Genomic DNA, 22698 nt, shown 5'->3' on the forward strand with positions numbered 1-22698 from the left:
ACCTGCCGGACCCCGCGGTACCCGTATCGTGAGAGGGGCGCGCCGGGGCGACGATGGACATCCAGGGGGCTACAAACAGAGGCTGGCACGACGCACATGATGGTGAACAGGGTGGACAGGACAGGGCTGCGCGCGGTCCCGGCGGAGATGCTGGCGGCCGGTGACGTGCTGGCTCTCCCCGACCGCGACGAGGCGGCCGAGGTCGTGTCGGTCGCGGTCGAGAACGACGACTTCGGGGTACCGGCGCTCATGGTGGCGACCGTCGAGGGAGATCGCCGCATCACGATCGCCACCGGATCGATGGTCTACGTGGAGCCCGCCGACGCCGAGATCGGGGTCTCCGCCGTCGCCGCCGACCACGGATCCCCGGAGGCGCTCGTCGCGCAGGTGGCGCAGGCGCACCCGGACAGCGCGGGCATCCAGGACCTCGCCGGCCGATTGGCCCGCGGCATCAACCTCAAGTCAGGCAGCAACCTCCAGGACCTGCACCAGCTCGCGCTCGCCCTGTTCGTCGACGAGGGCGACACCGCGGCGGCCCTGGGCATCGCCGACCTCCTGGCGGAACTGCCGTTCGACGGGAACTTCGGCCGCTGGAAATGGATCGAGGGCGGCCTCGCGATCGCCGCCTACCTGACCCGGCACGACGACGAGCGCTCCCTCCGGTACTCGGCCGCGATCCGCGTCGCGGACGACGCCGAGACGGACCCGCTCCGCGCCAAGACCAGCGCCATGTACCGTCAGCGGCAGCTCAACGAACCCAATGTCTACGACCCCGAGATCCTCCGTGCCTCCACGGCGGGGCGGATCGACGTCGAACGCGACTGGCGGGTGCTCCGTATCGGCGTCCTGCTGTACCTCCGGGCCCATGGCGGCTCCGAGACACTGAGCCGGGACGTACTGGAGCGGCGCATCGCCGCGGAGCTCGCCGCCGTCGGCTCGCTCAACGCGCAGCTCGCCTCGGACCAGTAGGTCCGCCGGCCCTCCACGGACTGGCAAAATAGGGTGGTGCACCCACAGTCCCAGCAGTCCTCGTTCGCCTTCTCCGTCAACCACCGCCTCGAGGACACGACGCCGGGAGCCGGCGGGCGGCGGCACGGACGAACCGGGACGATCACCACCCCGCACGGCGAGATCCGCACACCCGCCTTCATCCCCGTGGGCACCAAGGCGACCGTGAAGGCCGTCCTGCCCGGGGCGATGTCCGAGGTCGGCGCCCAGGCACTGCTCGCCAACGCCTACCACCTGTACCTGCAGCCGGGCGCGGACATCCTCGACGAGGCCGGCGGGCTCGGCGCGTTCATGAACTGGCAGGGCCCCACCTTCACGGACTCCGGCGGCTTCCAGGTGATGAGCCTCGGATCGGGCTTCAAGAAGGTCATCTCCATGGACGTCCCCGTGGACGCCGACACGGCGGGTGCGGACGACCGCATCGCCGTGGGCAAGGAACGCCTCGCGCACATCGACGACGACGGCGTCTGGTTCAAGAGCCACCTGAACGGGGACCGCCACCGTTTCACTCCCGAGATCTCGATGCAGGTGCAGCACCAGCTCGGCGCGGACGTCATGTTCGCCTTCGACGAGCTGACCACGCTCATGAACTCCCGCGGCTACCAGGAGGAATCCCTCGAAAGGACCCGGTTGTGGGCCCTGCGCTGCATCGCTGAACACCAGCGGCTCACCGGCGAGCGCAGCCACCGCCCCTACCAGGCCCTGTTCGGCGTCATCCAGGGTGCACAGTACGAGGACCTCCGGCGGAAGGCGTCCGCGGATCTCGGTGCCATGGACTTCGACGGGTTCGGTATCGGCGGCGCGCTGGAGAAGGAGAATCTCGGGACGATTCTCGGGTGGTGCAGCGACGAACTGCCGGAGGACAAGCCCCGGCACCTTCTCGGCATCTCGGAGCCGGATGACCTGTTCACCGCAATCGAGAACGGTGCCGACACCTTCGACTGCGTCTCCCCCACGCGGGTGGCCCGCAATTCCGCGTTCTATACGCCCCACGGCCGCTGGAATCTCTCCAACGCCCGGTTCAAGAGGGACTTCGGGCCCCTCGTCGACGGGTGTGACTGCTACACCTGCGGGAACTATTCGCGTGCCTATATCCATCACCTGTTCAAGGCGAAGGAAATGGTGTCCGCGACCCTCATCTCGATCCACAATGAAAGATTCGTCATCCGCATGGTCGACGACGCCCGTGCGGCCATCGACGACGGGACGTTCCCCGAACTGAAAGCCGACGTGCTGGGTTCGTACTACCGATAAACCCTGTTCCTCACAAGACGCTGTGGAATTCTTGTCGAATGTCGGACCGGATCACGGAAGATCGCTGATAATCTCCGACTGTACAATCTTCCCGGTCAGAAGCCCCTGGTTCTTGAACGGGAAGTTCACCGCAGATAACGGGGGAACAATGCGGAGTCTCAGGCCGCTTTTCTTATGCGCGGCCGTGGGCTCCATCGCCCTTTCCGGCTGCACGTCGCCACCTGCCGACGTCCCCGACGCCCCGGCATCAGCACCGTCGGCCCCACCATCGACGACGGCGCCCGGATCGCCGGTCGCACCGACGACGGCCGGGGCCGCAGCGACGGGGGCGGATCTGCCGGCAACGGTGGCGCCCGATCCGGGACCGAGCGTCGAGGCGACCCTGGAAACCAGCACGGAGTCCGTGCCCGCGAATCCGACCGCCATCGCCAATGAGGCCCTGAGCGATGTCGTGTGCACGGCGGACGCAGCGGGCATCTGGTCCTTCTCCGGGACGCTGACGAACACCACCGACACGGCAGTGACCTTCTCCGTCGTCGTCGCCGTCGGCAGCACCAGCAGCGTGGCCGGTCGCGCGAGCATCGAACAAACAGTCCCAGCCGGCGGCACGGCTGAAGTCCGCGCTGATGCCTTCGCCGACGGGGCCCCAGCATCCTCTACCTGTCAGGCGGTTGTCTCCCGGTGAACCATTCATCCACGTCCCTTCCGGCGCGCGCGCTCGCTGTGGTCTCGCTGGCCGCACTCCTTCTTTCCGGACTCGCTCCGGGCGCCGTCGCGGCGCCGGTGCCCTCGCCGACGGTCGCGGAGCAGACTCCTCCCGCGACCCCTCCTGCAACCCTTCCCGCGGCTCCGGCCACGGCCGATCCCGGCACGACGCCCCCAGCAGCAGTGCTGAGGACCCCCGCGCCGGAGAGCCCGGAAGCGGGTCCGGAGCCATCGACCTCCGCATCGGTTCCGCCGGAGCTTCCAGCGTCGGAGGTTCCTGCGGTCCCGGACCCGGCCGAACCCTCGGATCAGGAACCCGCAGAGCCTGGGACCCAGGAGCCGACCGCCCCGGCGGAAGCACGAGACCCCGAGGCCGGTGCTGCCGCAGCGGGCCCCTTCACCCCCATCGGCGGCATCGCCGCGAAATGGCGGGAGCTCGGCGGCGCCACAGGCGCACTGGGCGAACCGACCTCCAATGAATCCTGCGATGCGGCAGGGCACTGTGTGGAGACGTTCGTCGGCGGGGAGATCCACTACACCCCCTCCACCGGAGCGCACGCAGGACTGTTCACCTCCGGCAACACCGGCCCCCGATGGGCAGCCATCGGAGGCCTGGGCGCTGTCGGCTACCCGACCACCGACGAACAGTGCACCACGGGTGGCTGCTCCCAGCGGTTCTCCAACGGGACAGACCTCACCTGGAGCACGAAGGCCGGGCACCAGCAGGTATGGACCCGCGGCGCCATCGGCGGCGCCCTGTACACCCTGTACGGCGGCTACGCTGCTGCCGGTCACCCGTCCTCGGCCGAGGTGTGCGGCAAGCGTGACAGGGGATGCGTCCAGGACTTCGGCGGCCTCCGGATCCTGTGGTCCGCATCGTCCGGCGCCTACGGTGTGTGGACCCCCGGAGCCATCGGTGGCGCCTACTCGGGGACCGGGGCGGAGAACGGCTGGCTCGGTTATCCGACGTCCAGGGAGACCTGCGGGCTGCGGTCGGCCGGCTGTAAGCAGACCTACCAGCGCGGGGTGATCTCCTGGTCACCGGCCACAGGCGCCCACATCAGCCGCGGCGGGATGCTCGCCGCCTGGGCGGCCCGCGGCGCCCAGAACGGTGTACTCGGCTATCCCCTCGAGAACGAGGTGTGCGGGCAGCCCGACGGCGGGTGTGTCCAGAAGTACCAGGGCGGCTCGACCTACTGGTCCCCGGCGACGGGCGGACACTCGACGAACGGTGACATCGGTGCGCGCTACAGGAACCTGGGCGCCAACAACGGCTACCTGGGTTACCCGCTGGAGGCCGAAGTCTGCGGCCAACGGAACGGTGGCTGCTACCAGCGGTTCCTGGGTGGCGTGATCCTCTGGTCACCCGCGACCGGGTCCCAGCCCGTCCGCGGCGGGATGAAGACCAGGTACGAGTCGTTGGGCCGGCACCTCAGCTACCTGGGCTACCCCCAGACGCCCGAACGCTGCGAGGGCGGCGAATGCGTCCAACCCTTCCAGGGCGGCTTCATCTCCTGGAATGGTTCCAGCAGCCGGGACCACCGGCACACCGAATGCTCCACCCTGAACGACGGCCGCTCCAAGTACCCGACGGGCGGGGCGAAGAGGGTCCTCCTCACCATCGCCGGCGCGTACGGCCAGAGTAACGCCAGCGCCGTGTACTGCCAGAAGGTGGCGGGGACGTACGTCACCGACTGGAAGACGGATGCCAGGGTAGGAGCCAGCGGCTTCAAGAGGCCGGGAGTGCCCTCCGGGCCGACCCGCTTCAACTACTCCCCCACCGGGTCCTACTCCGTGACCGAGGCCTTCGGCCTGGGCAACCCCGGCACCGCACTGCCCTACCGCACGCTCAACCCCCGTTCACGCTGGGGCGGCAATCCGAACACGTCCACCTACAACAAGTACTTCGAGTCCTCCACCTGGGTGGGGTATGACGAGGACATGTGGTACTTCGCGACACGAGGCACCCACGACTACCGGCAGGGTGCCGTGATCAACTACAACCGGCCGCCGGATTCGCCCATCGTGCAGGACGCGGGCTTCGCCATCTTCCTGCACGAGAACAAGGTTCCGACCGCCGGGTGCATCGCGCTCGACGACTGGGCCGTCGAGGACTACCTGAGGAAATCGACTCCCGGGGACCGCATCATCATGGGCGTCGCATCGGACCTGTTCCGGTAGCAGCCCCGCACCGCGCCAAGAGGACCCCCGACGGGAGACCGCCGGGGGTCCTCGCGTCCCACCAGCCGTCAGGCCTACCCAGGAACCCCGCGATACCTGCCCGCACCATCCCTGTTCGAACGTGTTCAATTCTGGGCTACACTCCGAATTGAACACGTTCGAAAAGGAGGCCCATGCCCTCGCCGACGGCCAAGAGCGAAGCAACCCGGGAGTTGCTGGTCTCCACCGCGCTCCGGCTGTTCCGCGAGACCGGCTACGAGAAGACGACCATGCGGGCCATCGCGGCGGCCGCCGATGTCTCCACGGGAAGTGCCTACTACTACTTCGCCTCGAAGGACGACCTCGTCCACGAGCTGTACCGCAGCCTCCAGGAGGAGCACCGCTCCCTCGCACTCCCCCGCCTGCGCGAGGGCCAGAATCTCGGCGAGCTCCTGCGGATCGTCCTGAACACGGGGATCGGCGTGATGGGGCCATACCACGACTTCGGCTCCAACTTCATCAGCATCGCCATCAAGCCGTCCGCGACCACGAGCCCGTTCGGCAGCGAGTCCGCTGTGGCCAGGGCCCGCGCCATCTCGCTGTTCCGGCAGGCCGTGGCGATGTCCAGGCCGCAGCCGCCCCTGGCCATCCGCGACGACCTCCCCGAACTCCTCTGGTACGCCTCCATGGGCATCACCCTCTTCTGGGTCTACGACTCCTCCCCCGACCAGGTCCGCACGCGGCGGCTCATCGATCAGGCCGCGCCGCTCCTCTCGAAGCTCGTGATCCTCTCCCGGCTTCCCGTGGTGCGGAAGATCGTCGAGGACATCGTGCAACTCATCCGGGGGACCCGACAATGACGAAGGAACCGCCCGTGACGGCCGACGACGACGCCGGGCGCCACACACTGGACCCCCGCCGCCGGGTGACGTTCGGGGTCGGCGCCGTCGCCGTGGGGTTCCTCGTGGGGCTCGCGACCCTCGCCCTGGCGTTCGCCGTCTCCTGGGGGCCGGGCGCCCCGGGCGTCTTCCTCCTGGCGCTCTGGTACGGCATCGGCGTCGGCGTGCTCACCGGCCTGCCCCTCGGCATCGTGCTCGGGCTCCTGCTGCGCCCCGTGGCGAACCAGTGGGTGCACGTCGGCGTCTTCTTCGCCGCCTTCACCCTGGCCTCCTTCATCGTGATCGCCCTGCTGTCACCCTCCCGGGTGTTCCTCGAGAGCCTCCCCATCGCCCTGATCATCGGAGGCGCCGGCGCCATCGCCCGCGCCAGCGTCTGGAAGCTGGTCCGCGTGCAATGAGCCCTGCCACAACACCCGGGACGGAGATTCGGACGACCGGGGCCCGTGATCCCATCCCGTCCCGGATCGGGTGGCCGCCGCGGAGCGGAGTCGGGCAGACTAGGGAGATGTCCGACACCCAGACCTCCGCAGCCCCCGCCCTCACCCTCACCATCGCCGGGTCCGAGGCGACGGGCGGCGCCGGAGCCCAGGCCGATCTCAAGACGTTCCAGGAACTCGACGTCTACGGCATCGTCGCGCTGACCTGCATCGTCTCCTTCGACCCGAAGAACCAGTGGCAGCACCGCTTCGTACCGGTGGACCAGCAGGTGATCGCCGACCAGCTCGAGGCGATCCAGTCCTGCTACCCCCTCCGCACCGTCAAGCTGGGCATGCTCGGCACTCCCGCGACCATCGACACCGTGGCCACCGCCCTGAAGAGCCAGGAGTGGGACAACGTGGTCCTGGATCCGGTGCTGATCTGCAAGGGGCAGGAGCCCGGCGCCGCCCTCGACACCGATGAAGCCCTGAAGGCGAACATCCTGCCGCTGGCCACCTTCGTCACCCCCAACCACTTCGAGGCGGAGTCCCTCTCCGGCATCACCATCGAGTCCCTCGAGGACCTCGAGGAAGCTGCCCGCATCATCCACCACCGGAGCGGGGCCGTGGTCCTCGCCAAGGGCGGGGTGCGCATCGAAGGCCCCGACGCCGTCGACGTCTACTTCGACGGCGAGACGCTCGAGGTCCTGTCCTCCCCGAAGGTGGGCGAGGTCGCCGTCAGCGGCGCCGGCTGCACGCTCGCAGCGGCGATCGCCGCAGAACTCGCGAAGGGTTCGACCCCGCTGGACGCCGCCCGCACCGCCAAGGCCTTCGTGACCGAGGGCATCCGCAACCGCGTCAGCTCCAACGCCCCGTTCGACGCCGTCTGGCAGGGCGGCGCGGGGTCCATCCGGTAGCCCGGCACACGATGGACGCCGCGGCGGGGCAGGAGGGCACCGGAGCAGGGGACACCCCGGCTCGGGACGACGCCGACCGCGGGCCCGGTCCCGACGCAGGGCCCCCGTCACGCGACGACAGGCACGGCGAGACCGGGAACCAGCGCCTCGACCGCAACTGGCAGGACATGCTGCAGGAGCTGCGCGTCATGCAGGCCGGTATCCAGATCCTGGCCGGATTCCTGCTGATCCTGCCCTTCCAGCGCCGCTTCGAAGAGCTCGACGACGTCCAGGTGACCGTCTACCTGTGCCTGCTGTGCTTGTCCGTCCTGATCCAGGCCCTGTTGCTGTCGACGGTCAACCTGCACCGGGCCCTGTTCGGCCTCCATGTGAAGGCGACGCTCGTCGGGCACACCGCGGCGATCATCCCCCTCGCCACGGCGCTCGTGGGGCTCGTGCTCGCGGGGACCCTCTGGCTGGTCTTCGACCTCGTGCTGGACCGGACCGCCAGCCTCGTCGTGGCGGCAGCGCTCCTGGTCGTGGAGGCGGTCCTCTGGGCCGCCTACCCCCTGGCCCTCCGCCGTCGTGCGCTCGGAGGGCGCCCCTGACCCGCAGCCGGGTGCACCGGTGCAGGGACTGCGTCAGCCCGAGTGCGTGGCGAGGAACGCGTACACCTCGGTCTCGTCCACACCCGGGAACGCCCCCGGCGGCATCGCCGCGAGCAGGTGCGAGTGGGCGCGCGCGCTCGGCCAGGCATGGCCGGCCCATTCCCGTGCGAGATCCGCCGGTGGCTGGCGGCAGCATGACTCGTCGGGGCAGAAGGACTTCTCGCGGATGTCCGTGTCCCGCCCGCGGAACCATTTCACGTGCGAGTAGGGCACCCCGATGCTGAGCGAGAACTCCCCGCTGGCGGCGCGCTCGGTCCGCGCCGTGCACCAGTAGGTGCCGCTCGGGGTGTCCGTGTACTGGTTGTAGGCGCGGAACTTGTCCTGGACGTCGAACACCGCGCGCGAGGTCCAGCGGCGGCAGGAGGGCTGGCCCTCGATGGCGCCCGTGTGGTCCTGCGGGAAGGTCACGCCGTCGTTCTCGTAGGCCTTGTAGATGATGCCGCTCTTGTGCGTCTTCTGGAAGTGGGTGGGGATGTCGAGGTGCTCGGTGGCGAGGTTCGTGAACCGGTGCGCGGCCGTCTCGTAGGACACCGCGAAGTTGTCGCGGATGTCCTCCACGGAGATCTCCTTCGCCGCCTTCGCCCGCTTCAGGAACTCGACGGTGGGCCGCTCGGGCAGCAGGAGCGCCGCCGCGAAATAGTTGGTGGCGACCCGCTGGCGCAGGAACTCGCCGTAGTTCTCGGGTGTCCTGTGCTCCAGGACGTAGTGCCCGAGCGCCTGCAGCAGCACCGAGCGGGGGTCGTGATCGGTCCGCTGCGACTGCGTGAGGTAGATGCGGCGGTTCTTGAGGTCCGTGACGGACCGGGTGGAGTGCGGGAGGTCGCCCACGTGGTGCAGGGAGAAGCCGAGGTGTGCGGCGATGTCCGCGATCAGGTGCTGGGACACGGGGCCCGCACCGTAGCCGACGGCGTCGAGCACGGTCTGCGCCTGGACCTCGATCTCCTGGAAGTAGTTGTTCCGCTCCCGCATCACGGCGCGCAGTTCGGCGTTGGCCCGCCGCGCCTCCTCCGGCGTGGCCACCTGCTCGTTCAACCGCCGCTCGAGCTCGCCCTGCAGGCCCACGAGCGACTCCAGCACCTCCAGCGGCAGCCTCGACGAGATACGGACCTTCGGCAGCCCCAGCGACTCGTAGAGGGGGCCTCGCTGCGCGCGCTCCAGCGCGATCTCCAGGGCGGCCCGGCGCGACGGCGGCTCCGCGCCGAGCAGTTCGTCGATCGTCACCCCGAGTGCCACCGCGAGGCGCTGGAGCATGCCGAGCTTGGGCTCCCGCTTGCCGTTCTCGACGAGGGACAGCTGCGAGGCGACGGTGCCGACGGCGGCGCCCAGGTCATCAAGGGTGAGGCCCTTGGCCTTGCGGAGGTGCCGCACGCGCCGCCCCAGGCTGATGAGGTCCGGGGCCTCGCCCTCGACGCTCGGCGGGGTGGCAGAGGTGGGCTGTGCCCAGGCGGGAGTCGTCATTTCTTGACGATAAGCGAAGAAGTGCGTTTCTTGCCAGGGTCGGAGGGTAGGAACGTCGGCAGAAGTGGCGAATTGTTGGTTCCACACCCGCCGGGGCAGCCGGCCACCGACCAAGGAGACAGCAATGACGCAGGAATCCGCACCCTCGAATCCCACCTCCGCCGGCCTGCAGGGCGCGGCAGCGGACGCCGCCCGCGCACTGGACCTCGACTGGTCGGCCGATCCGCGCTGGGAAGGCGTGCGGCGCGACTACTCGTCGGCCGACGTCGTCCGCCTCCGCGGCAGCGTCCAGGAGGAACACACGCTCGCGCGGCGCGGCGCCGAGAAGCTGTGGCGCCAGCTCACCGCCGAGGCCGGCACCGGCGGGTACACCAACGCCCTCGGCGCCCTCACCGGCAACCAGGCCGTGCAGCAGGTCAAGGCCGGGCTGCGCGCCATCTACCTCTCCGGCTGGCAGGTGGCCGCGGACGCCAACAACTCCGGGCACACCTATCCCGACCAGTCGCTGTACCCGGCGAACTCCGTGCCCACCGTCGTGCGGCGTATCAACAACGCACTGCTCCGCGCCGACCAGATCGAATGGGCCGAAGGCACCTCGACCGTCGAGGACTGGCTCGTGCCGATCGTGGCCGACGCCGAGGCCGGCTTCGGCGGCCCGCTCAACGCCTACGAGCTCATGAAGTCGATGATCCAGGCCGGGGCCGCCGGCATCCACTGGGAGGACCAGCTCGCATCGGAGAAGAAGTGCGGGCACCTCGGCGGCAAGGTCCTGATCCCCACCCAGCAGCACGTGCGCACCCTGAACGCGGCGCGGCTCGCGGCCGACGTCGCGGGGACGCCGTCGGTCATCGTCGCCCGGACCGACGCCGAGGCCGCCACGCTCATCACCTCCGACGTGGACGAGCGGGACCAGCCGTTCGTCACCGGCGAGCGCACCCCCGAGGGTTTCTACCACGTACGCAACGGCCTCGAGGCGTGCATCGCCCGCGGCAGGGCCTACGCTCCGTACGCGGACCTGCTCTGGATGGAGACCGGCACCCCGGACCTCGACCTGGCGCGGCGGTTCGCCGAGGGGATCAAGGCGGAGTTCCCGGACCAGATGCTCGCCTACAACTGCTCGCCCTCGTTCAACTGGCGCAAGCACCTCGACGACGCCACGATCGCCACGTTCCAGCGCGAGCTCGGCGCCATGGGGTTCACGTTCCAATTCATCACCCTGGCCGGCTTCCACGCCCTCAACTACTCGATGTTCGACCTCGCCCACGGCTACGCACGCAACGGCATGACCGCGTACGTGGACCTCCAGGAGCGCGAGTTCGCCGCCGAGTCCCGCGGCTACACCGCCACCCGGCACCAGCGCGAGGTCGGCACCGGCTACTTCGACCAGGTGGCCACCGCCCTCAACCCCGGCGGCAGCACGCTCGCCCTCGCCGGGTCCACGGAGACGCAGCAGTTCCACTGATCCCCTCCCCGCCGAGAGGGCAGAAAAGACCACGACACCCGTCCGGGCCGTCTTCTCTGTCCTCTCGGCGCACCCCGCATCGGCACCGAACTCCCCAGGAGCACACCATGAACGACCCCTACACCCTGAACGGCATCACCCTCACCGCGCCGCCCGTCCAGCGTCAGGGCGAGATCCTGACCCGCGAGGCACTCGACTTCGTCAAGGCACTGCACCGGGCGACCCACAAGCGCCGCGAGGAACTCCTCGACCACCGGTGCCGCCAGCGCAAGGCCGTCGCGGCCGGCGCCGACCCGCACTTCCTGCCCGAGACCCGGCACATCCGCGAGGACGCGTCCTGGCGGGTGGCCCCGACGGCGCCGGGACTCGAGGACCGCCGCGTGGAGATCACCGGCCCCGTGGACCGCAAGATGACCATCAACGCCCTCAACTCCGGCGCGAAGGTCTGGCTCGCCGACATGGAGGACTCCTCGACGCCGTCGTGGTCCAACGTGATCAACGGCCAGCTGAACCTCCGGGACGCCCTCGCAGGACGGATCGGGTTCACCTCGCCCGAGGGCAGGGAGTACCGGGTGGACGGCCCGGCGGACACGCTGCCCACGGTCGTCGTCCGGCCCCGGGGCTGGCACCTGCCCGAGAAGCACGTCCTCATCCAGGACGTGGCCGTCGCGGGCGGGCTGTTCGACTTCGCCCTCTACTTCTTCCACAACGCCCGCACGCTGATCACACAGGGACGCGGCCCCTACTTCTACCTCCCGAAGATCGAGAACCACCTCGAGGCGCGGCTGTGGAATGACATCTTCGTCCAGGCACAGCACCTGCTCGGCATCCCGCAGGGCACCATCCGCGCCACCGTGCTGATCGAGACCATCACGGCGGCGTTCGAGATGGAGGAGATCCTGTATGAACTGCGGGACCACGCGGCGGGACTGAACGCCGGCCGGTGGGACTACATCTTCTCCGTCATCAAGAACTTCCGCACCCGTGGCCCGCGCTTCGTGCTGCCGGACCGCAACGCCGTCACCATGACGGCACCGTTCATGCGCGCCTACACCGAGCAGCTCGTCCGCGCCTGCCACCGTCGCGGCGCCCATGCGATCGGCGGCATGGCCGCGTTCATCCCGAACCGGCGCGACGAGCAGGCCAACGCCCTCGCCCTGGAGAAGGTGCGGGCGGACAAGACCCGCGAGGCCAACGACGGCTTCGACGGGTCGTGGGTGGCCCACCCGGACCTCGTGCCCGTGGCCATGGAGGTCTTCGACGCGGACCTCGGCGATCGGCCGAACCAGCTCCACCGCCTGCGCGACGACGTCCGTCCCGACGACGCCGCCCTGCTGGACATCGCCGCGACACCGGGCGCCATCACGGAGCGGGGTGTCCGCGAGAACCTCGAGGTCGGGGTGCGGTACATCGAGTCCTGGCTGCGGGGCAACGGCGCCGCCGCGATCAACAACCTGATGGAGGACGCCGCGACGGCCGAGATCTCGCGCTCGCAGATCTGGCAGTGGATCCACACGAGCGCGCTCACGGACGACGGCGAGGTGATCACCCGGGAGCGGGTGACGGATCTGCTCGACGAGGAGTTCGCGGCCCTGGCGCGGTTCGACGGCGACCGTTTCGACGAGGCCCGTGAGGTCTTCGAGGAGGTGGCCCTCGGCTCGCAGTTCCCGGCCTTCCTGACCGTCACCGCGTACTCGAAGTACCTGCGGGACGAGAGGGTCCTCGCTCTGGCGTGATCCTGGTGCAGGGAGAAAGGGAGGGACGGCGCCCGATGGCGTCGTCCCTCCCTCCGTGGACGGACCTACGGGGCCGTGGGAGCGGGCGTGGCCGTCGGGCCTTCCTCCGGGGCGCAGGCCAGCCCGGCGGGGGTGACGTCGACCCGCTCGGGCGGGATGACGCCCGCGTAGGCGGAACCGAGGATGACGTCGACCGTCCGGTCCTCGCGTTCGTCCGCCACGTAGATCGAGTCGGGGATGGTGCGCTGCAGCGTGAAGGCGTTGGCGCGTCCGTCCTCGCCCGAGACGATGATCGCCGTCATGCCGGTCGGGCCGACGGGCCTGTTGCCGATCTCGCGCACCGCGAAGGCCCGGCCGCGGAGCTGCCCGGCGGCGATGCCGGCAAGCCCGTCGATGCTGGTGCTGTTGTAGACGTTGACGGTGATGGCGCTCGGGTCCTGGTAGTCGAACGGACCGGCAGGGCACGTCGACGTCGGTTCGGGAACCGCCTCGGGCACCCCGGTGCTGATGTCACCGCGTGCGATGCCGATGGCGACGTACACGGCTGCGGCCACGAGCCCGACGAGGAGCACGAGGACCACACCGTGGCGGATCCTGCGCATCGACATCCGGTGGCGACGGTCGGCGTCGTCCTCCGTGAACACGGCGCCGAGATCCGTCTCGGTGACGATCCGCTGACCGTGCCACTCGGTCGGGTCGCGTTTGGCCTGCGCCCGCTGGTGCCGCGGCGAGCCCTGCTCACTCATCGAGCACGAGGACTCTCGCGTGCAGGATGGTCCGCTGGTGAAGCGCCGTCCGGACGGCGCGGTGCAGGCCGTCCTCGAGGTACATCGTCTCGTTCCACTGCACCACGTGGGGGAAGAGGTCGCCGAAGAACGTCGAATCCTCGGCGAGCAGCGCCCCGAGGTCGAGCGTGGTCTTGGTGGTCACGAGTTCATCGAGCCGCACCTGCCGGGGAGGCACCTCCGCCCAGTCCCTGGGGGTCACGCATCCGTGGTCGGGGTACGGCCGGCCGTCACTCACTGCTTTGAAGATCACCTCTCTAGGGTAGGTAATTGCTTCGGCCAATGGAACGCGGGTCTTCGGGAGGCGATCATCTCGTGGCCCAATGGTTACGCCGCGGGGCCCTCCGACGGCGCGGGACCACCCACGGGGACGTCAGAAATCGACGCCGCACTGCAGGATCACGTTGGCGTACGGTGTCGCCTCTCCGGTCCGGATGATGAGCCGTGCCGTGGGCAGGAGACCCTTCAGGTCGTCGTGCCTGATGCGACGGGGCGCCAGGCCCCGGTCCTCGAGCCATTGCTCGACGTCGGTCCCCTCGGCCTCCAGGGCGCACAGGGCACCTTCGACGACGATCTCGTCCAGCACCGCGTCCAGGACCTCCCTGAACGAGGGGACCCCCCGCACGAGGGACAGGTCCACGACGGTCGCCGAAGCGGGGACAGGGAGGCCGCAGTCGGCGATCACGACGAGGTGTCCATGGCCGAGGGTGGCCAGCGCTCCGCTGAGCGGGGCGTTGATGATTCCTGACTTCTTCATGGACTCGTCTCCTGCTGGTCGTCCCGACCGACGGGCAGCGCAGGGAGCACGTCCCCGACCGCCGGGTAGGAAGGCTGCGCACCGGGGTACTGGACGGCATAGGAGCCCACCCGGACGGCGAACCGGACGGCCTCGGGGAGCGGGTCCCCGGCGTGGAGCCGGGCGGCGAGCGCTCCGACGAAGGCGTCGCCGGCTCCGGTCGTGTCCACCGCTGCGACGCGCGGCGCGGGCACGGCGAGGACGGCGCCGCCGTCGGAGACGAGGGCGCCGGCGCCGCCGAGGGTCATCACCACGGACGCGAAGCCGCAGGCCAGGAGTGCATCGACGACGGCACTGTGCCCCCTGGGTCCGGGCTTGCCGAGCTGCGCGAGGACGAGGGCACCCTCGTGCTCGTTGACGACCAGCGGGTCTGCGCGCAGCAGGACCTGACGATCGATGGCGATGACCGGAGCGAGGTTGATGATCACGCGACCTGATGCCGCGAGGACCGCGGCCTGGGTGGCGGCGGCGGGAAGCTCGCCCTGCACCACGACCACCGCGGCGCCGGCGATGGTGTCGGTCCAGGGCGCGACGAGGTCCGACGTCATCGAAGCGTTCGCCCCAGGCAGCACCACGATGCTGTTCTCGCCGTCCTCGGACACCTGGACCACCGCGACCCCCGTGCCGCCGTCGGTCCGCTCGACAGCGCGGAGGTCCACCCCGGCGTCCGTGAGCGCCGAGAGGGCGGTGACCGCGTACGCATCGCTCCCCACGGCTCCGATCATCGCCACGGACGCCCCGAGCCGCGCTGCGGCGACAGCCTGGTTGGCGCCCTTGCCGCCGGGCAGCACCGTCATCGATCGGCCCAGCACGGTCTCGCCCGGTTGCGGGTGCCGCTCGAGGGTGACCACGAGATCCGCGTTGATGGACCCGACGACGACGACGCCCGGCGACACAGGGATCATCCCGCGAAGTCCGCGACGTTCTCGGTGTTGACCGTGGTCACCGGGACCGGGATGGCTTCCTCGACCGTGGCGTCGTCGAGCAGCTGGACGAGCACCTCGACCGAACGCTTGCCGAGCTCTGCCGGCTGCTGGGCGATGGTCGCCGTCAGGGTGCCCGCCTCGATGGCTGCCAGGCCGTCGGCCGTGCCGTCGAACCCGACGACCAACACATCAGCGCCCGCCTTCGCGCCGAGGGCCTGAATGGCGCCGAGGGCCATCTCGTCGTTCTCGGCGAAGACGCCGGTCACGCCCGGATTGGCCTGCAGCAGGTTCGTTGCGACGTTCAGGGCCTCGGCGCGGTCGAAATTCGCCGTCTGCTGGGCCACGATCTCGATGTCCGGGTACGCCTTCATGCCCTCGGCGAAGCCCGCTCCACGATCCCGGCTGGCCGAGGTCCCGGCGACGCCCTGCAGCACGATCACGGAGCCCTTGCCACCCATGGCCGCGGCGAGCTCGTCGGCGGCCTGCTTGCCTCCGGCCACGTTGTCGCTCGAGACGAGGGACTGGACCTCGGCTCCGTTGACTGCACGATCGACGGCGACGATCGGAGTCCCGGCCGAGACCAGCGGAGCCACCGAGGCAGCTGCCGCATCCGAATCCACGGGGTTGATGATCACGCCGTCGGTGCCGCTGGTGGCTGCCGTCGCGAGCTGGTTGGTCTGCGTCGCGGAATCATTCTGTGCGTCGACGACTTCGAGCTCGACGCCGGCGGCGTCCGCCGCTTCCTGGGCGCCGTCGCGCAGTTCCACGAAGAAGGGGTTGTTGAGGGTGGACACGGCGAGTGTGACGCTCTGCGACTCGGCGGCCGCTTCGCCGCCGCGGTTGCAGGCGGTGGTGCCGAGCAGCAGCGCGAGGGACATGGTGACGGCCGCGGCGCGGGTCGTTGAGGAGAACTTCATCGTTGATTCCTTCTTTTCGGGTGGATGTGGATCGGGTCGGAGGAGTGAGGGATGGATGGGTCGGGTGGCCTAGTGGCTGCCGGACTTCCGGCGCAGGGAGTCGATCCCGACGGCGAGCGCGATCACCACGCCGATCACCACCTGCTGCCAGAAGGAGGACACGTTGAGCAGGTTCAGGCCGTTGCGGATCACCACGAGGACGAGGGCGCCGATGAGCGTACCGCTGATCCGTCCCACGCCACCGGCCAGGGAGGCACCACCGATGACGACGGCGGCGATGGCGTCCAGTTCGTAGCCGGCGGCGGCCTGCGGCTGGGCGGAGTCGAGCCGACCGGAGAGCAGCAACCCTGCGAGTGCCGCGAAGAGGCCCGACAGCGCGAACACCGTCACGAGGACTCGCCGCACGGGGATGCCCGACAGACGTGCCGCTTCGGTGTTGCCGCCCACCGCGTACATGTAGCGGCCCATGACGGTGTAGTTGAGGATCAGTGCGGCGACCGCACCTGCGATGACCAGGACGACGATCGGCATGGGCAGGGGACCGATGTTGCCGCCGAGGAAGGACACGGCGGGCGCCGTGGCGATGGGCCTGCCGTCCGAGAGCACCAGGGTGAGGCCGCGGGCGACACTCAGCATCGCGAGGGTGGCGATGAAGGACGGCAGCCGTCCGAAGGCGACCGCGAAACCGCTGACGGCACCCGCGAGGGTCCCGAACAGGAGTCCACCGATCAACGCGAGCCACCCGGGGAGGTCTGCCGTACTGAACATGTAGGCGGAGCCCATGGCACTGAGGGCGGCGACCGAACCGACGGAGAGATCGATCCCGCCTGCAACGATCACGAAGGTCAGGCCGAAGGCGAGGACGGCGATGACCGAGGCCTGGATGCCGATGTTCAGCAGGTTGGGTCCCGTGAGGAAGTCCGGTGTGGCGATGAAGAGCGCGAGCCCGAGGACGAAGAGCCCTACCAGCGCCCCGTTGTCCGCGAGGAACGTCGTGATTCTCGTGCCGCCGGTGGCGGGCTTGCGTACAGCTACGGTGTTCATGCCTCGTCCTTCATCTGCTGGTCCTCGCGGTCCCTCTGCACGTCGCGGACGGCGAGGGACATGACGGCGTCCTGGGTTGCGGTGGTGGCGTCGAGTTCGCCGGAGATGTGGCCGCCGCTCATCACGAGGATGCGATCGGCCATCCCGAGTACTTCGGGGAGTTCGCTCGACACCATCACGACGGCGCCTCCGGCCGCGGTGATGGCGTTGATGAGTTCGTAGATCTCGACCTTCGCGCCGACGTCGACGCCGCGTGTCGGTTCGTCCAGCAGCAGCACCGAGGACTCCGCGAGGATCCACCGCGCGAAGACCGCCTTCTGCTGATTGCCGCCGGACAGGGATCCCACCCGCTGGTCGAGGTCGCGCATCCGGATACGAAGCGTGTCGGCGACGCCCTGGGCGCGCGAGCGCTGGCCCGCGAAGTCCACGACACCGGCCTTCGAGGTCGAGGCGAGCGTCGCGTAGCCGATGTTGTCGTTGACGCTGGCGCCGAGGACGAGCCCCTGCACCTTGCGGTCCTCGGGGACGTGGCCCACGCCGGCCCGGATGGCCGCACCGACGTCGAGCCGGGGCAGTTCCTTGCCGCGGACCGAGACGGAGCCGCCGAGATACGGGTCGACGCCGGCGACGGCGCGCACCACCTCCGTGCGGCCTGCCCCCACGAGCCCGGCGAGGGCGACGACCTCGCCGGCGTGGACGTCGAAGGAGACATCGTTGACCATGCCCTTGGTGGAGAGGTTCCTGACGGACAGCAGCGTCTCCGGCTCGCCCGCGTAGTCACGGCGTCGCGGGAACTGCTGGGCGATGTCCCGGCCCACCATGAGCCGGACGAGTTCGTCCTCGTCAGTGGTCGCAGGGACCTCGGCGATGAACCTGCCATCCCTCAGGACGGAGACGGAATCGCCGATCGCGGCGATCTCGTCGAGGTGGTGGGAGATGAAGACCATGCCGACGCCGCGGGCCCGGAGGTCCTCCACGACCCCGAAGAGCGCAGCGATCTCACGCTTGGTGAGGGCGGCCGTGGGCTCGTCGAGGATCAGCATCCGGGCATCCAGGCTGAGCGCCTTCGCGATCTCCACGAGCTGTTGGCGGGCGATGCCCAGCGTCCCCACGTGCTGGTCGACGTCCAGATCGAGGCCGATCAGGGCGAGCGCGGCGCGGGCATCCTCCTTCATCCTCCGACGGTCGACGAAGCCGAAACGCCCGGGCATCCGGCCCAGGGAGATGTTCTCGGCGATGCTCATGGACCCCACGAGATTGAGTTCCTGATGGATGGTCGCGATGCCCAGGGCCTCGGAGGCCTTCGTGTCCGGCAGGACGACCTCCTTGCCGTCGACGAGGATGCGGCCGCCGTCCGGCTGGTAGACGCCGGCCATCATCTTGATGAGCGTCGACTTGCCTGCGCCGTTCTCACCCAGGAGGACCTGGACCTTCCCGGGATACACGTCCACGGACACGCCGTCGATCACGGTGACCGGGCCGAAGGACTTGGTCACGCCCTCGAGCGAGAGGATGGGCAGGCTCATGCGCTGGCTCCTTCCAGGAGTTCGGGGGTGGAGCCGCGGATGATCAGCCTGCTGGGCAGGACCCGCGACTGCGCCGACGCCCCGGCGATGACGTCGACGAGCATCTCCACGGCACCGCGCCCCATCGCGTCGACGTCGTGCGCGATCACGGTCAGTGCCGGATTCAGGAGGGTGAAGGCCTCGATGTCGTCGTAGCCCACGAAGGCGACGTCGGAGCCGATGGAGATCCCGCGCGCGTTGCAGACACCGATCGCACCGATGGACATCAGGCTGTCGGCGGCAAGGAGGGCGGTCGGCGCATCGGGAAGATCGAGGAGGGCATGCGCGCCCGCCGCGCCGCTGGCTGCCTGGAAGTCACCGATGTAGACGAGCTCCGGGGCGGCGTCGGCGGGAGACCCGGCAATGGCCTCCTGGTACGCCTGCAGGCGTTCCCGCCCGGTCGAGGTGGACTGGGGACCCGCGATGTACCCGATGCGGCGGTGGCCGAGGCCGGTCAGGTGGGCGACCGCCTCACGGATACCGGTGCGGTTGTCCGGGCTGATGCTCGGCACACCCGCGCCCTCGATGACGCGGTCCACGAAGACCGTGGGCAGCCCGCTCCCGAGGAGGCCCGCGAGGCCTGCCCGGTCCCCCTGCGGCGCGGCGATCAGGCCGTCGACGCGCTGCGACAGCATGACGTCGAAGTAGCGCTCCTGCTGTTCCATGCTCTCGTTGGCATTCCCGAACAGCGTGAGGTAGCCGAAATCCCGGGCCCGCTGCTCGACGGCATGGGCGAGGTCCGCGAAGAAGGGGTTCCGGATATCGGGCAGGAGCAGCCCGATGGTCTGGGTGGTGGTCTTGCGGAGCGACCGCGCCTGCGCGTTGGGGCGGAAGCCCAACTCCGCAACGGCCTGTTCGACGGCGGTGCGCGCGGCGGGCGAGGTGCTCGGGTGACCGGAGAGGACGCGGGATGCCGTCGCGGTGGACACCCCTGCCTTCATGGCGACGTCCTTGATCGTCACTGACCGCACGCTGCTCCCTACGTCTTTGTGGAATCGATTCCATGGAATCGATTCCAGAAGTATGGCGGAGATCACCCGTCCGGTCAACCGGTCGCATCCGGGGAGTGCGGGCCGTCCGGGAACATAATGGAGCCATGCCTACGGACGCCCCCCTCGATCTGCTGCCCGCCGCCCCCGCCCTGCCCTCCCCGGGCCGGGGACAGCCCGCCCAGGGACTCCTGCTCGACGTCGACGGCCCGGTGGCCAGCCCCGTCACGCGGACGGTCCCCGCCGGGATCATCGCGGACCTGCTCACGCTCGCTGCGGCGGGCTGGCCCGTGGTGTTCAACACGGGCCGCTCGGACGCGTTCATCCGTGAGCAGGTGATGGAGCCGATGCTCGCCGCGGGCCTGCCCGCCGGTGTGACCTTCCACGCCGTCTGCGAGAAGGGCGCCACCTGGTTCTCGTTCACGGCCGACGGCGCCGGGGAGGTCTTCCTCGACCGCGGGCTCGCGCTGCCCTCCAGCTTCGCCGACGACGTGCGGGACCTCGTGGAGGAGAAATACTCCCACCTCATGTTCTTCGACGAGACGAAGCTCGCCATGGTGTCGGTGGAGCAGGTCCTCGACGCGGCGAACGCCGACTACCTCGAGGGCCAGCGCTCCTTCGACAGCGACGTGCTCGACATCATGCACAGCCACGACATGGGGGCCCGCCGGCTGGAGCGTGAAGAACCGGACAGCAACGGCAGCATCGACTACCGGGTGGACCCGACCATCATCTCGACCGACATCGAATCCGTCCGGATGGGCAAGGACCTCGGCGCCGAGCGCGCCCTCACCCTGGTGGCGCCGCTCATGGACATCCCCCGCACATGGCGGACGGTGGGCGATTCACGCACCGACTACGCCATGGCCGACTACCTGCACGAGCAGGGATACGACCTCGCCCACGTGGACGTGCGGCCGGCCGACGGCGTGCCCGCGAAGCCCTACGAGGTCCTGACGGAAGGGTCGCTCATCCACGAGGAGGCGGGCGCCGCCTTCCTCGCACGCTGCGTGGCCTCCCTGGGCCAGGTCGCCTGACCCCGGGGAACCTGGGTCAGGCGGCGGTTCGCGCCAGGGCGTCCTCGATCGCGGCGATCACTTCGGGCGCATCGGGCTCGACCGTCGGGGCGAACCGCGCGACGACCTCGCCGTCGCGGCCGACCAGGAACTTCTCGAAGTTCCACTTCACGAGCCCGGGCAGGAGCCCGTTCTTGAACTTCGTCAGCTGCCCGTAGAGCGGGTGCTGGTCCTTGCCGCGGACGTCGCCCTTGGCGAGGAGCGGGAAGGTGACGCCGAACGTCGTCGAGCAGAACTCGGCGATGTCGCCGTCGTTCCCGGGTTCCTGCCCCATGAACTGGTTGCACGGCATGCCGAGCACCACGAGGCCGTCCGCGGCATACCGGCCGTACAGCGCCTCGAGGCCCGCGTACTGCGGGGTGAAGCCGCACTTCGACGCGACGTTGACCACCAGGACGGGGTGGCCGCGGAAATCCCCGAAGGACTTCGCGCTGCCGTCGTTCATGGTGAGGTCGATCCCGTACAGGCCGGACGAGGACATGGTTGCTCCCTGGTGGTCGGTGGTGCTCGTTCTTCGTATCGTCGCACGCCGCGGATGGCTCATCCCCCGGACGGATCAGGAGCAAATCCGCCCGGGGGTACGTTGGAAGGAACGGCGGCCCGCAGGCCGCGCGCAGGACACCGACAGGACAGGTCACCGGATGGGCATCATCGGCACGTGGAAGACGCAGCTCCGAACAACCTTCACGGACGGTGATCCGACCATCCCGCAGTGGCAGTTCGAGTTCGAGAAGGGCGACGACGTGGGGTACTTCCCCGTGGACTCGGCCGTATGGACGGTGCACAGCTCCATGACGCCGACCGTCGCGGGCATCCGGGCGCTCCTCCTGCAGACGCTGCACCCGGGCGCGATGGCCGGTGTGCACGCCCACTCGAGCTTCCGGGAGGAGCCGCTCGGCCGCCTTGCCAACACCATCCGCTGGATCTTCACCGTGACGTACGGCTCGAAGGTCGCAGCCCAGGAGGGGTCCGCGTTCGTCCAGCGCCTCCACACCCGGGTCAAGGGGACGTACACCGACAGTCGGGGCGCCGACCGGCCCTATTCCGCCGCGGACCCGGACCTGATCCGGTGGGTGCACCTCGCGTTCACCGATGCCTTCGTCGCCGCGCACTCCGCGTACGGCGGCCCCATCCCGGGCGGCGTGGACCAGTACGTGGCGGAATGGGCGCAGGCCGGGGAACTGATGGGCCTCGAGGACCCGCCGCGGTCCGCCGGCGAGCTCCGCGCTCAGCTCGCCGCGTTCGACGGCGAGCTCCGGAACAGCGAGCAGGTGCAGGAGGCGCTGGCCTACATCCGCCGTCCGCCCCTGCCCCGGTCCCAGCGCCTCGGGTACCAGGTCCTGTTCGCCGGGGCTGTGGCCACGCTCGAGCCGCGCCACCGCGAGATGCTGGGCCTGGAGGTGCCGTCCCTCGGACCGGTTCCGCTGCCGATCCGGACGGCGGTGCGGCTGGTCCTCGGGATGATCCGTCTCGGGCTGGGGCCCGAGGGTCCCGCGGAGACCGCCGCGAAGACCCGTATCCGCCGCGTGACCGGCGCCGCGGACCCGTCGACGGCTTAACGCAGCAGGACCCCGGCCGGAGCCGGGGTCCTGCTGATCGAGCCGTGAAGCGGAGGATGGGGGATTTGAACCCCCGAGGGCGTGAACCCAACACGCGTTCCAGGCGTGCGCCATAGGCCGCTAGGCGAATCCTCCTTATTTGGAGCAGATACCAGAATACCCATACAACCGGCTCACGCCGAATCGCCGGGATCTCGCGGGGCTCCTCCCGCCCTGTTCCGCGGATTCGAACCCCACGCGATCCACTGTGTAGACTATTTCCCGGCCCCTCATGTGGTGTCATCCTGTGAACTCCCCCAGGACCGGAAGGTAGCAAGGGTAAGCGGGCTCTGGCAGGTGCATGGGGGGTCTTCACATTAAGAACGCGGGCAGCGGGAGG

The 22698-nt window shown here is 69.6% G+C and carries 22 protein-coding genes, 1 tRNA gene and 1 other RNA gene; 12 read left to right on the forward strand and 12 right to left on the reverse strand.

What is annotated here, in order from left to right; genetic code table 11:
• Positions 1–111 precede the first annotated feature (111 nt).
• Together IWX63_RS07520 and tgt are read left to right on the forward strand one after the other, a co-directional pair.
• Positions 112–969 (forward strand): DUF6707 family protein, encoded by an 858-nt coding sequence (locus IWX63_RS07520; protein WP_334685718.1) that lies wholly within the window; start codon positions 112–114, stop codon positions 967–969.
• A gap of 36 nt (positions 970–1005) precedes the next feature.
• On the forward strand, positions 1006–2262 hold the full coding sequence (gene tgt / locus IWX63_RS07525) for a tRNA guanosine(34) transglycosylase Tgt (protein ID WP_199277553.1): 1257 nt from the start codon (positions 1006–1008) through the stop codon (positions 2260–2262).
• Positions 2263–2313: 51 nt separating this feature from the next.
• On the opposite strand, the gene IWX63_RS07530 is transcribed toward tgt, so the two are convergent.
• Positions 2314–2844 (reverse strand): hypothetical protein, encoded by a 531-nt coding sequence (locus tag IWX63_RS07530; protein ID WP_199277554.1) that lies wholly within the window; start codon positions 2842–2844, stop codon positions 2314–2316.
• A gap of 99 nt (positions 2845–2943) precedes the next feature.
• Here IWX63_RS07530 and IWX63_RS07535 point away from each other — a divergent pair, with 99 nt between their 5' ends.
• The 5 genes from IWX63_RS07535 to IWX63_RS07555 all read left to right on the forward strand — a co-directional run bounded on the left by IWX63_RS07535 (position 2944) and on the right by IWX63_RS07555 (position 7946).
• Positions 2944–5148, forward strand: coding sequence for a L,D-transpeptidase family protein (locus IWX63_RS07535; protein ID WP_199277555.1), 2205 nt, complete (start codon positions 2944–2946; stop codon positions 5146–5148).
• 173 nt (positions 5149–5321) lie between these two features.
• Complete coding sequence (locus tag IWX63_RS07540) at positions 5322–5987, forward strand: TetR/AcrR family transcriptional regulator (protein ID WP_199277556.1); 666 nt, start codon at positions 5322–5324, stop codon at positions 5985–5987.
• Positions 5984–6424, forward strand: coding sequence for a hypothetical protein (locus IWX63_RS07545; protein ID WP_199277557.1), 441 nt, complete (start codon positions 5984–5986; stop codon positions 6422–6424). The genes IWX63_RS07540 and IWX63_RS07545 overlap by 4 nt, the downstream gene beginning before the upstream one ends.
• A gap of 107 nt (positions 6425–6531) precedes the next feature.
• Positions 6532–7359 carry a bifunctional hydroxymethylpyrimidine kinase/phosphomethylpyrimidine kinase gene (gene thiD, locus IWX63_RS07550; protein ID WP_199277558.1) on the forward strand — a complete coding sequence of 276 codons (828 nt, stop codon included), beginning with the start codon at positions 6532–6534 and terminating at the stop codon, positions 7357–7359.
• Positions 7360–7370: 11 nt separating this feature from the next.
• Entirely contained in the window at positions 7371–7946 is a 576-nt protein-coding gene (locus IWX63_RS07555) for a DUF6328 family protein (protein WP_334685719.1), read from the forward strand.
• A 33-nt stretch (positions 7947–7979) separates the two neighbouring features.
• On the opposite strand, the gene IWX63_RS07560 is transcribed toward IWX63_RS07555, so the two are convergent.
• Positions 7980–9464, reverse strand: a complete 1485-nt coding sequence (locus tag IWX63_RS07560; protein WP_199277559.1) for a helix-turn-helix domain-containing protein — start codon at positions 9462–9464, stop codon at positions 7980–7982.
• 124 nt (positions 9465–9588) lie between these two features.
• On the opposite strand from IWX63_RS07560, the gene aceA reads away from it, so the two are divergent.
• Positions 9589–10926, forward strand: a complete 1338-nt coding sequence (aceA, locus tag IWX63_RS07565) for an isocitrate lyase (protein ID WP_199277560.1) — start codon at positions 9589–9591, stop codon at positions 10924–10926.
• A gap of 107 nt (positions 10927–11033) precedes the next feature.
• Positions 11034–12662 carry a malate synthase A gene (gene aceB / locus IWX63_RS07570; RefSeq protein ID WP_199277561.1) on the forward strand — a complete coding sequence of 543 codons (1629 nt, stop codon included), beginning with the start codon at positions 11034–11036 and terminating at the stop codon, positions 12660–12662.
• Between the two features lie 65 nt (positions 12663–12727).
• On the opposite strand, the gene IWX63_RS07575 is transcribed toward aceB, so the two are convergent.
• The 8 genes from IWX63_RS07575 to IWX63_RS07610 all read right to left on the reverse strand — a co-directional run bounded on the left by IWX63_RS07575 (position 12728) and on the right by IWX63_RS07610 (position 19657).
• Positions 12728–13408 (reverse strand): LytR C-terminal domain-containing protein, encoded by a 681-nt coding sequence (locus IWX63_RS07575; RefSeq protein ID WP_199277562.1) that lies wholly within the window; start codon positions 13406–13408, stop codon positions 12728–12730.
• A complete protein-coding gene (locus IWX63_RS07580) occupies positions 13401–13700 on the reverse strand; it encodes a type II toxin-antitoxin system VapB family antitoxin (RefSeq protein ID WP_199277563.1) in 300 nt (99 codons plus the stop codon). Before IWX63_RS07580 ends, IWX63_RS07575 begins: the two co-directional genes overlap by 8 nt.
• Before the next feature lie 120 nt (positions 13701–13820).
• On the reverse strand, positions 13821–14204 hold the full coding sequence (gene rbsD, locus IWX63_RS07585) for a D-ribose pyranase (protein ID WP_199277564.1): 384 nt from the start codon (positions 14202–14204) through the stop codon (positions 13821–13823).
• On the reverse strand, positions 14201–15148 hold the full coding sequence (locus tag IWX63_RS07590; RefSeq protein WP_199277565.1) for a ribokinase: 948 nt from the start codon (positions 15146–15148) through the stop codon (positions 14201–14203). Before IWX63_RS07590 ends, rbsD begins: the two co-directional genes overlap by 4 nt.
• The gene (locus tag IWX63_RS07595; protein WP_199277566.1) at positions 15145–16086 is read right to left on the reverse strand and encodes a substrate-binding domain-containing protein; all 942 of its coding nucleotides are present in this window, start codon (positions 16084–16086) and stop codon (positions 15145–15147) included. The genes IWX63_RS07590 and IWX63_RS07595 overlap by 4 nt, the downstream gene beginning before the upstream one ends.
• Positions 16087–16155: 69 nt before the next feature.
• Positions 16156–17130: an ABC transporter permease gene (locus IWX63_RS07600; RefSeq protein ID WP_199277567.1), complete on the reverse strand. Its 975-nt coding sequence runs from the start codon at positions 17128–17130 to the stop codon at positions 16156–16158.
• Complete coding sequence (locus IWX63_RS07605; protein WP_199277568.1) at positions 17127–18656, reverse strand: sugar ABC transporter ATP-binding protein; 1530 nt, start codon at positions 18654–18656, stop codon at positions 17127–17129. The genes IWX63_RS07600 and IWX63_RS07605 overlap by 4 nt, the downstream gene beginning before the upstream one ends.
• Positions 18653–19657, reverse strand: a complete 1005-nt coding sequence (locus IWX63_RS07610) for a LacI family DNA-binding transcriptional regulator (RefSeq protein ID WP_334685720.1) — start codon at positions 19655–19657, stop codon at positions 18653–18655. Before IWX63_RS07610 ends, IWX63_RS07605 begins: the two co-directional genes overlap by 4 nt.
• Positions 19658–19791: 134 nt before the next feature.
• Here IWX63_RS07610 and IWX63_RS07615 point away from each other — a divergent pair, with 134 nt between their 5' ends.
• A complete protein-coding gene (locus tag IWX63_RS07615; protein WP_334685721.1) occupies positions 19792–20721 on the forward strand; it encodes a hypothetical protein in 930 nt (309 codons plus the stop codon).
• Positions 20722–20737: 16 nt separating this feature from the next.
• Here IWX63_RS07615 and IWX63_RS07620 read toward each other — a convergent pair whose 3' ends face one another.
• Positions 20738–21241 (reverse strand): glutathione peroxidase, encoded by a 504-nt coding sequence (locus IWX63_RS07620; RefSeq protein ID WP_199277570.1) that lies wholly within the window; start codon positions 21239–21241, stop codon positions 20738–20740.
• Here IWX63_RS07620 and IWX63_RS07625 point away from each other — a divergent pair.
• A complete protein-coding gene (locus IWX63_RS07625; protein ID WP_334685722.1) occupies positions 21240–22319 on the forward strand; it encodes an oxygenase MpaB family protein in 1080 nt (359 codons plus the stop codon). The genes IWX63_RS07620 and IWX63_RS07625 overlap by 2 nt on opposite strands.
• A 50-nt stretch (positions 22320–22369) precedes the next feature.
• On the opposite strand, the gene IWX63_RS07630 is transcribed toward IWX63_RS07625, so the two are convergent.
• Positions 22370–22454: transfer RNA gene (locus tag IWX63_RS07630), tRNA-Ser, on the reverse strand.
• 125 nt (positions 22455–22579) lie between these two features.
• On the opposite strand from IWX63_RS07630, the gene ffs reads away from it, so the two are divergent.
• An RNA gene (gene ffs / locus IWX63_RS07635) (signal recognition particle sRNA small type) lies at positions 22580–22675 on the forward strand.
• Positions 22676–22698: the final 23 nt, after the last annotated feature.

Source organism: Arthrobacter sp. CAN_A2, assembly GCF_015752045.1.
Lineage (GTDB): Bacteria > Actinomycetota > Actinomycetes > Actinomycetales > Micrococcaceae > Arthrobacter_D.

What these genes read in the sequence shown, in the direction of transcription:
- IWX63_RS07540 (WP_199277556.1), top strand. Translation starts at nt 5,322, where the DNA reads ATGCCCTCGCCGACGGCCAAGAGCGAAGCAACCCGGGAGTTGCTGGTC.
- IWX63_RS07560 (WP_199277559.1), bottom strand. Translation starts at nt 9,464, where the DNA reads ATGACGACTCCCGCCTGGGCACAGCCCACCTCTGCCACCCCGCCGAGC.
- IWX63_RS07605 (WP_199277568.1), bottom strand. Translation starts at nt 18,656, where the DNA reads ATGAGCCTGCCCATCCTCTCGCTCGAGGGCGTGACCAAGTCCTTCGGC.
- IWX63_RS07575 (WP_199277562.1), bottom strand. Translation starts at nt 13,408, where the DNA reads ATGAGTGAGCAGGGCTCGCCGCGGCACCAGCGGGCGCAGGCCAAACGC.
- IWX63_RS07600 (WP_199277567.1), bottom strand. Translation starts at nt 17,130, where the DNA reads ATGAACACCGTAGCTGTACGCAAGCCCGCCACCGGCGGCACGAGAATC.
- IWX63_RS07620 (WP_199277570.1), bottom strand. Translation starts at nt 21,241, where the DNA reads ATGTCCTCGTCCGGCCTGTACGGGATCGACCTCACCATGAACGACGGC.
- IWX63_RS07590 (WP_199277565.1), bottom strand. Translation starts at nt 15,148, where the DNA reads ATGATCCCTGTGTCGCCGGGCGTCGTCGTCGTCGGGTCCATCAACGCG.
- IWX63_RS07595 (WP_199277566.1), bottom strand. Translation starts at nt 16,086, where the DNA reads ATGAAGTTCTCCTCAACGACCCGCGCCGCGGCCGTCACCATGTCCCTC.
- IWX63_RS07615 (WP_334685721.1), top strand. Translation starts at nt 19,792, where the DNA reads ATGCCTACGGACGCCCCCCTCGATCTGCTGCCCGCCGCCCCCGCCCTG.
- IWX63_RS07545 (WP_199277557.1), top strand. Translation starts at nt 5,984, where the DNA reads ATGACGAAGGAACCGCCCGTGACGGCCGACGACGACGCCGGGCGCCAC.
- IWX63_RS07625 (WP_334685722.1), top strand. Translation starts at nt 21,240, where the DNA reads ATGGTTGCTCCCTGGTGGTCGGTGGTGCTCGTTCTTCGTATCGTCGCA.
- aceA (WP_199277560.1), top strand. Translation starts at nt 9,589, where the DNA reads ATGACGCAGGAATCCGCACCCTCGAATCCCACCTCCGCCGGCCTGCAG.
- rbsD (WP_199277564.1), bottom strand. Translation starts at nt 14,204, where the DNA reads ATGAAGAAGTCAGGAATCATCAACGCCCCGCTCAGCGGAGCGCTGGCC.
- thiD (WP_199277558.1), top strand. Translation starts at nt 6,532, where the DNA reads ATGTCCGACACCCAGACCTCCGCAGCCCCCGCCCTCACCCTCACCATC.
- IWX63_RS07555 (WP_334685719.1), top strand. Translation starts at nt 7,371, where the DNA reads ATGGACGCCGCGGCGGGGCAGGAGGGCACCGGAGCAGGGGACACCCCG.
- aceB (WP_199277561.1), top strand. Translation starts at nt 11,034, where the DNA reads ATGAACGACCCCTACACCCTGAACGGCATCACCCTCACCGCGCCGCCC.
- IWX63_RS07530 (WP_199277554.1), bottom strand. Translation starts at nt 2,844, where the DNA reads ATGCTCGCGCGACCGGCCACGCTGCTGGTGCTGCCGACGGCGACGACG.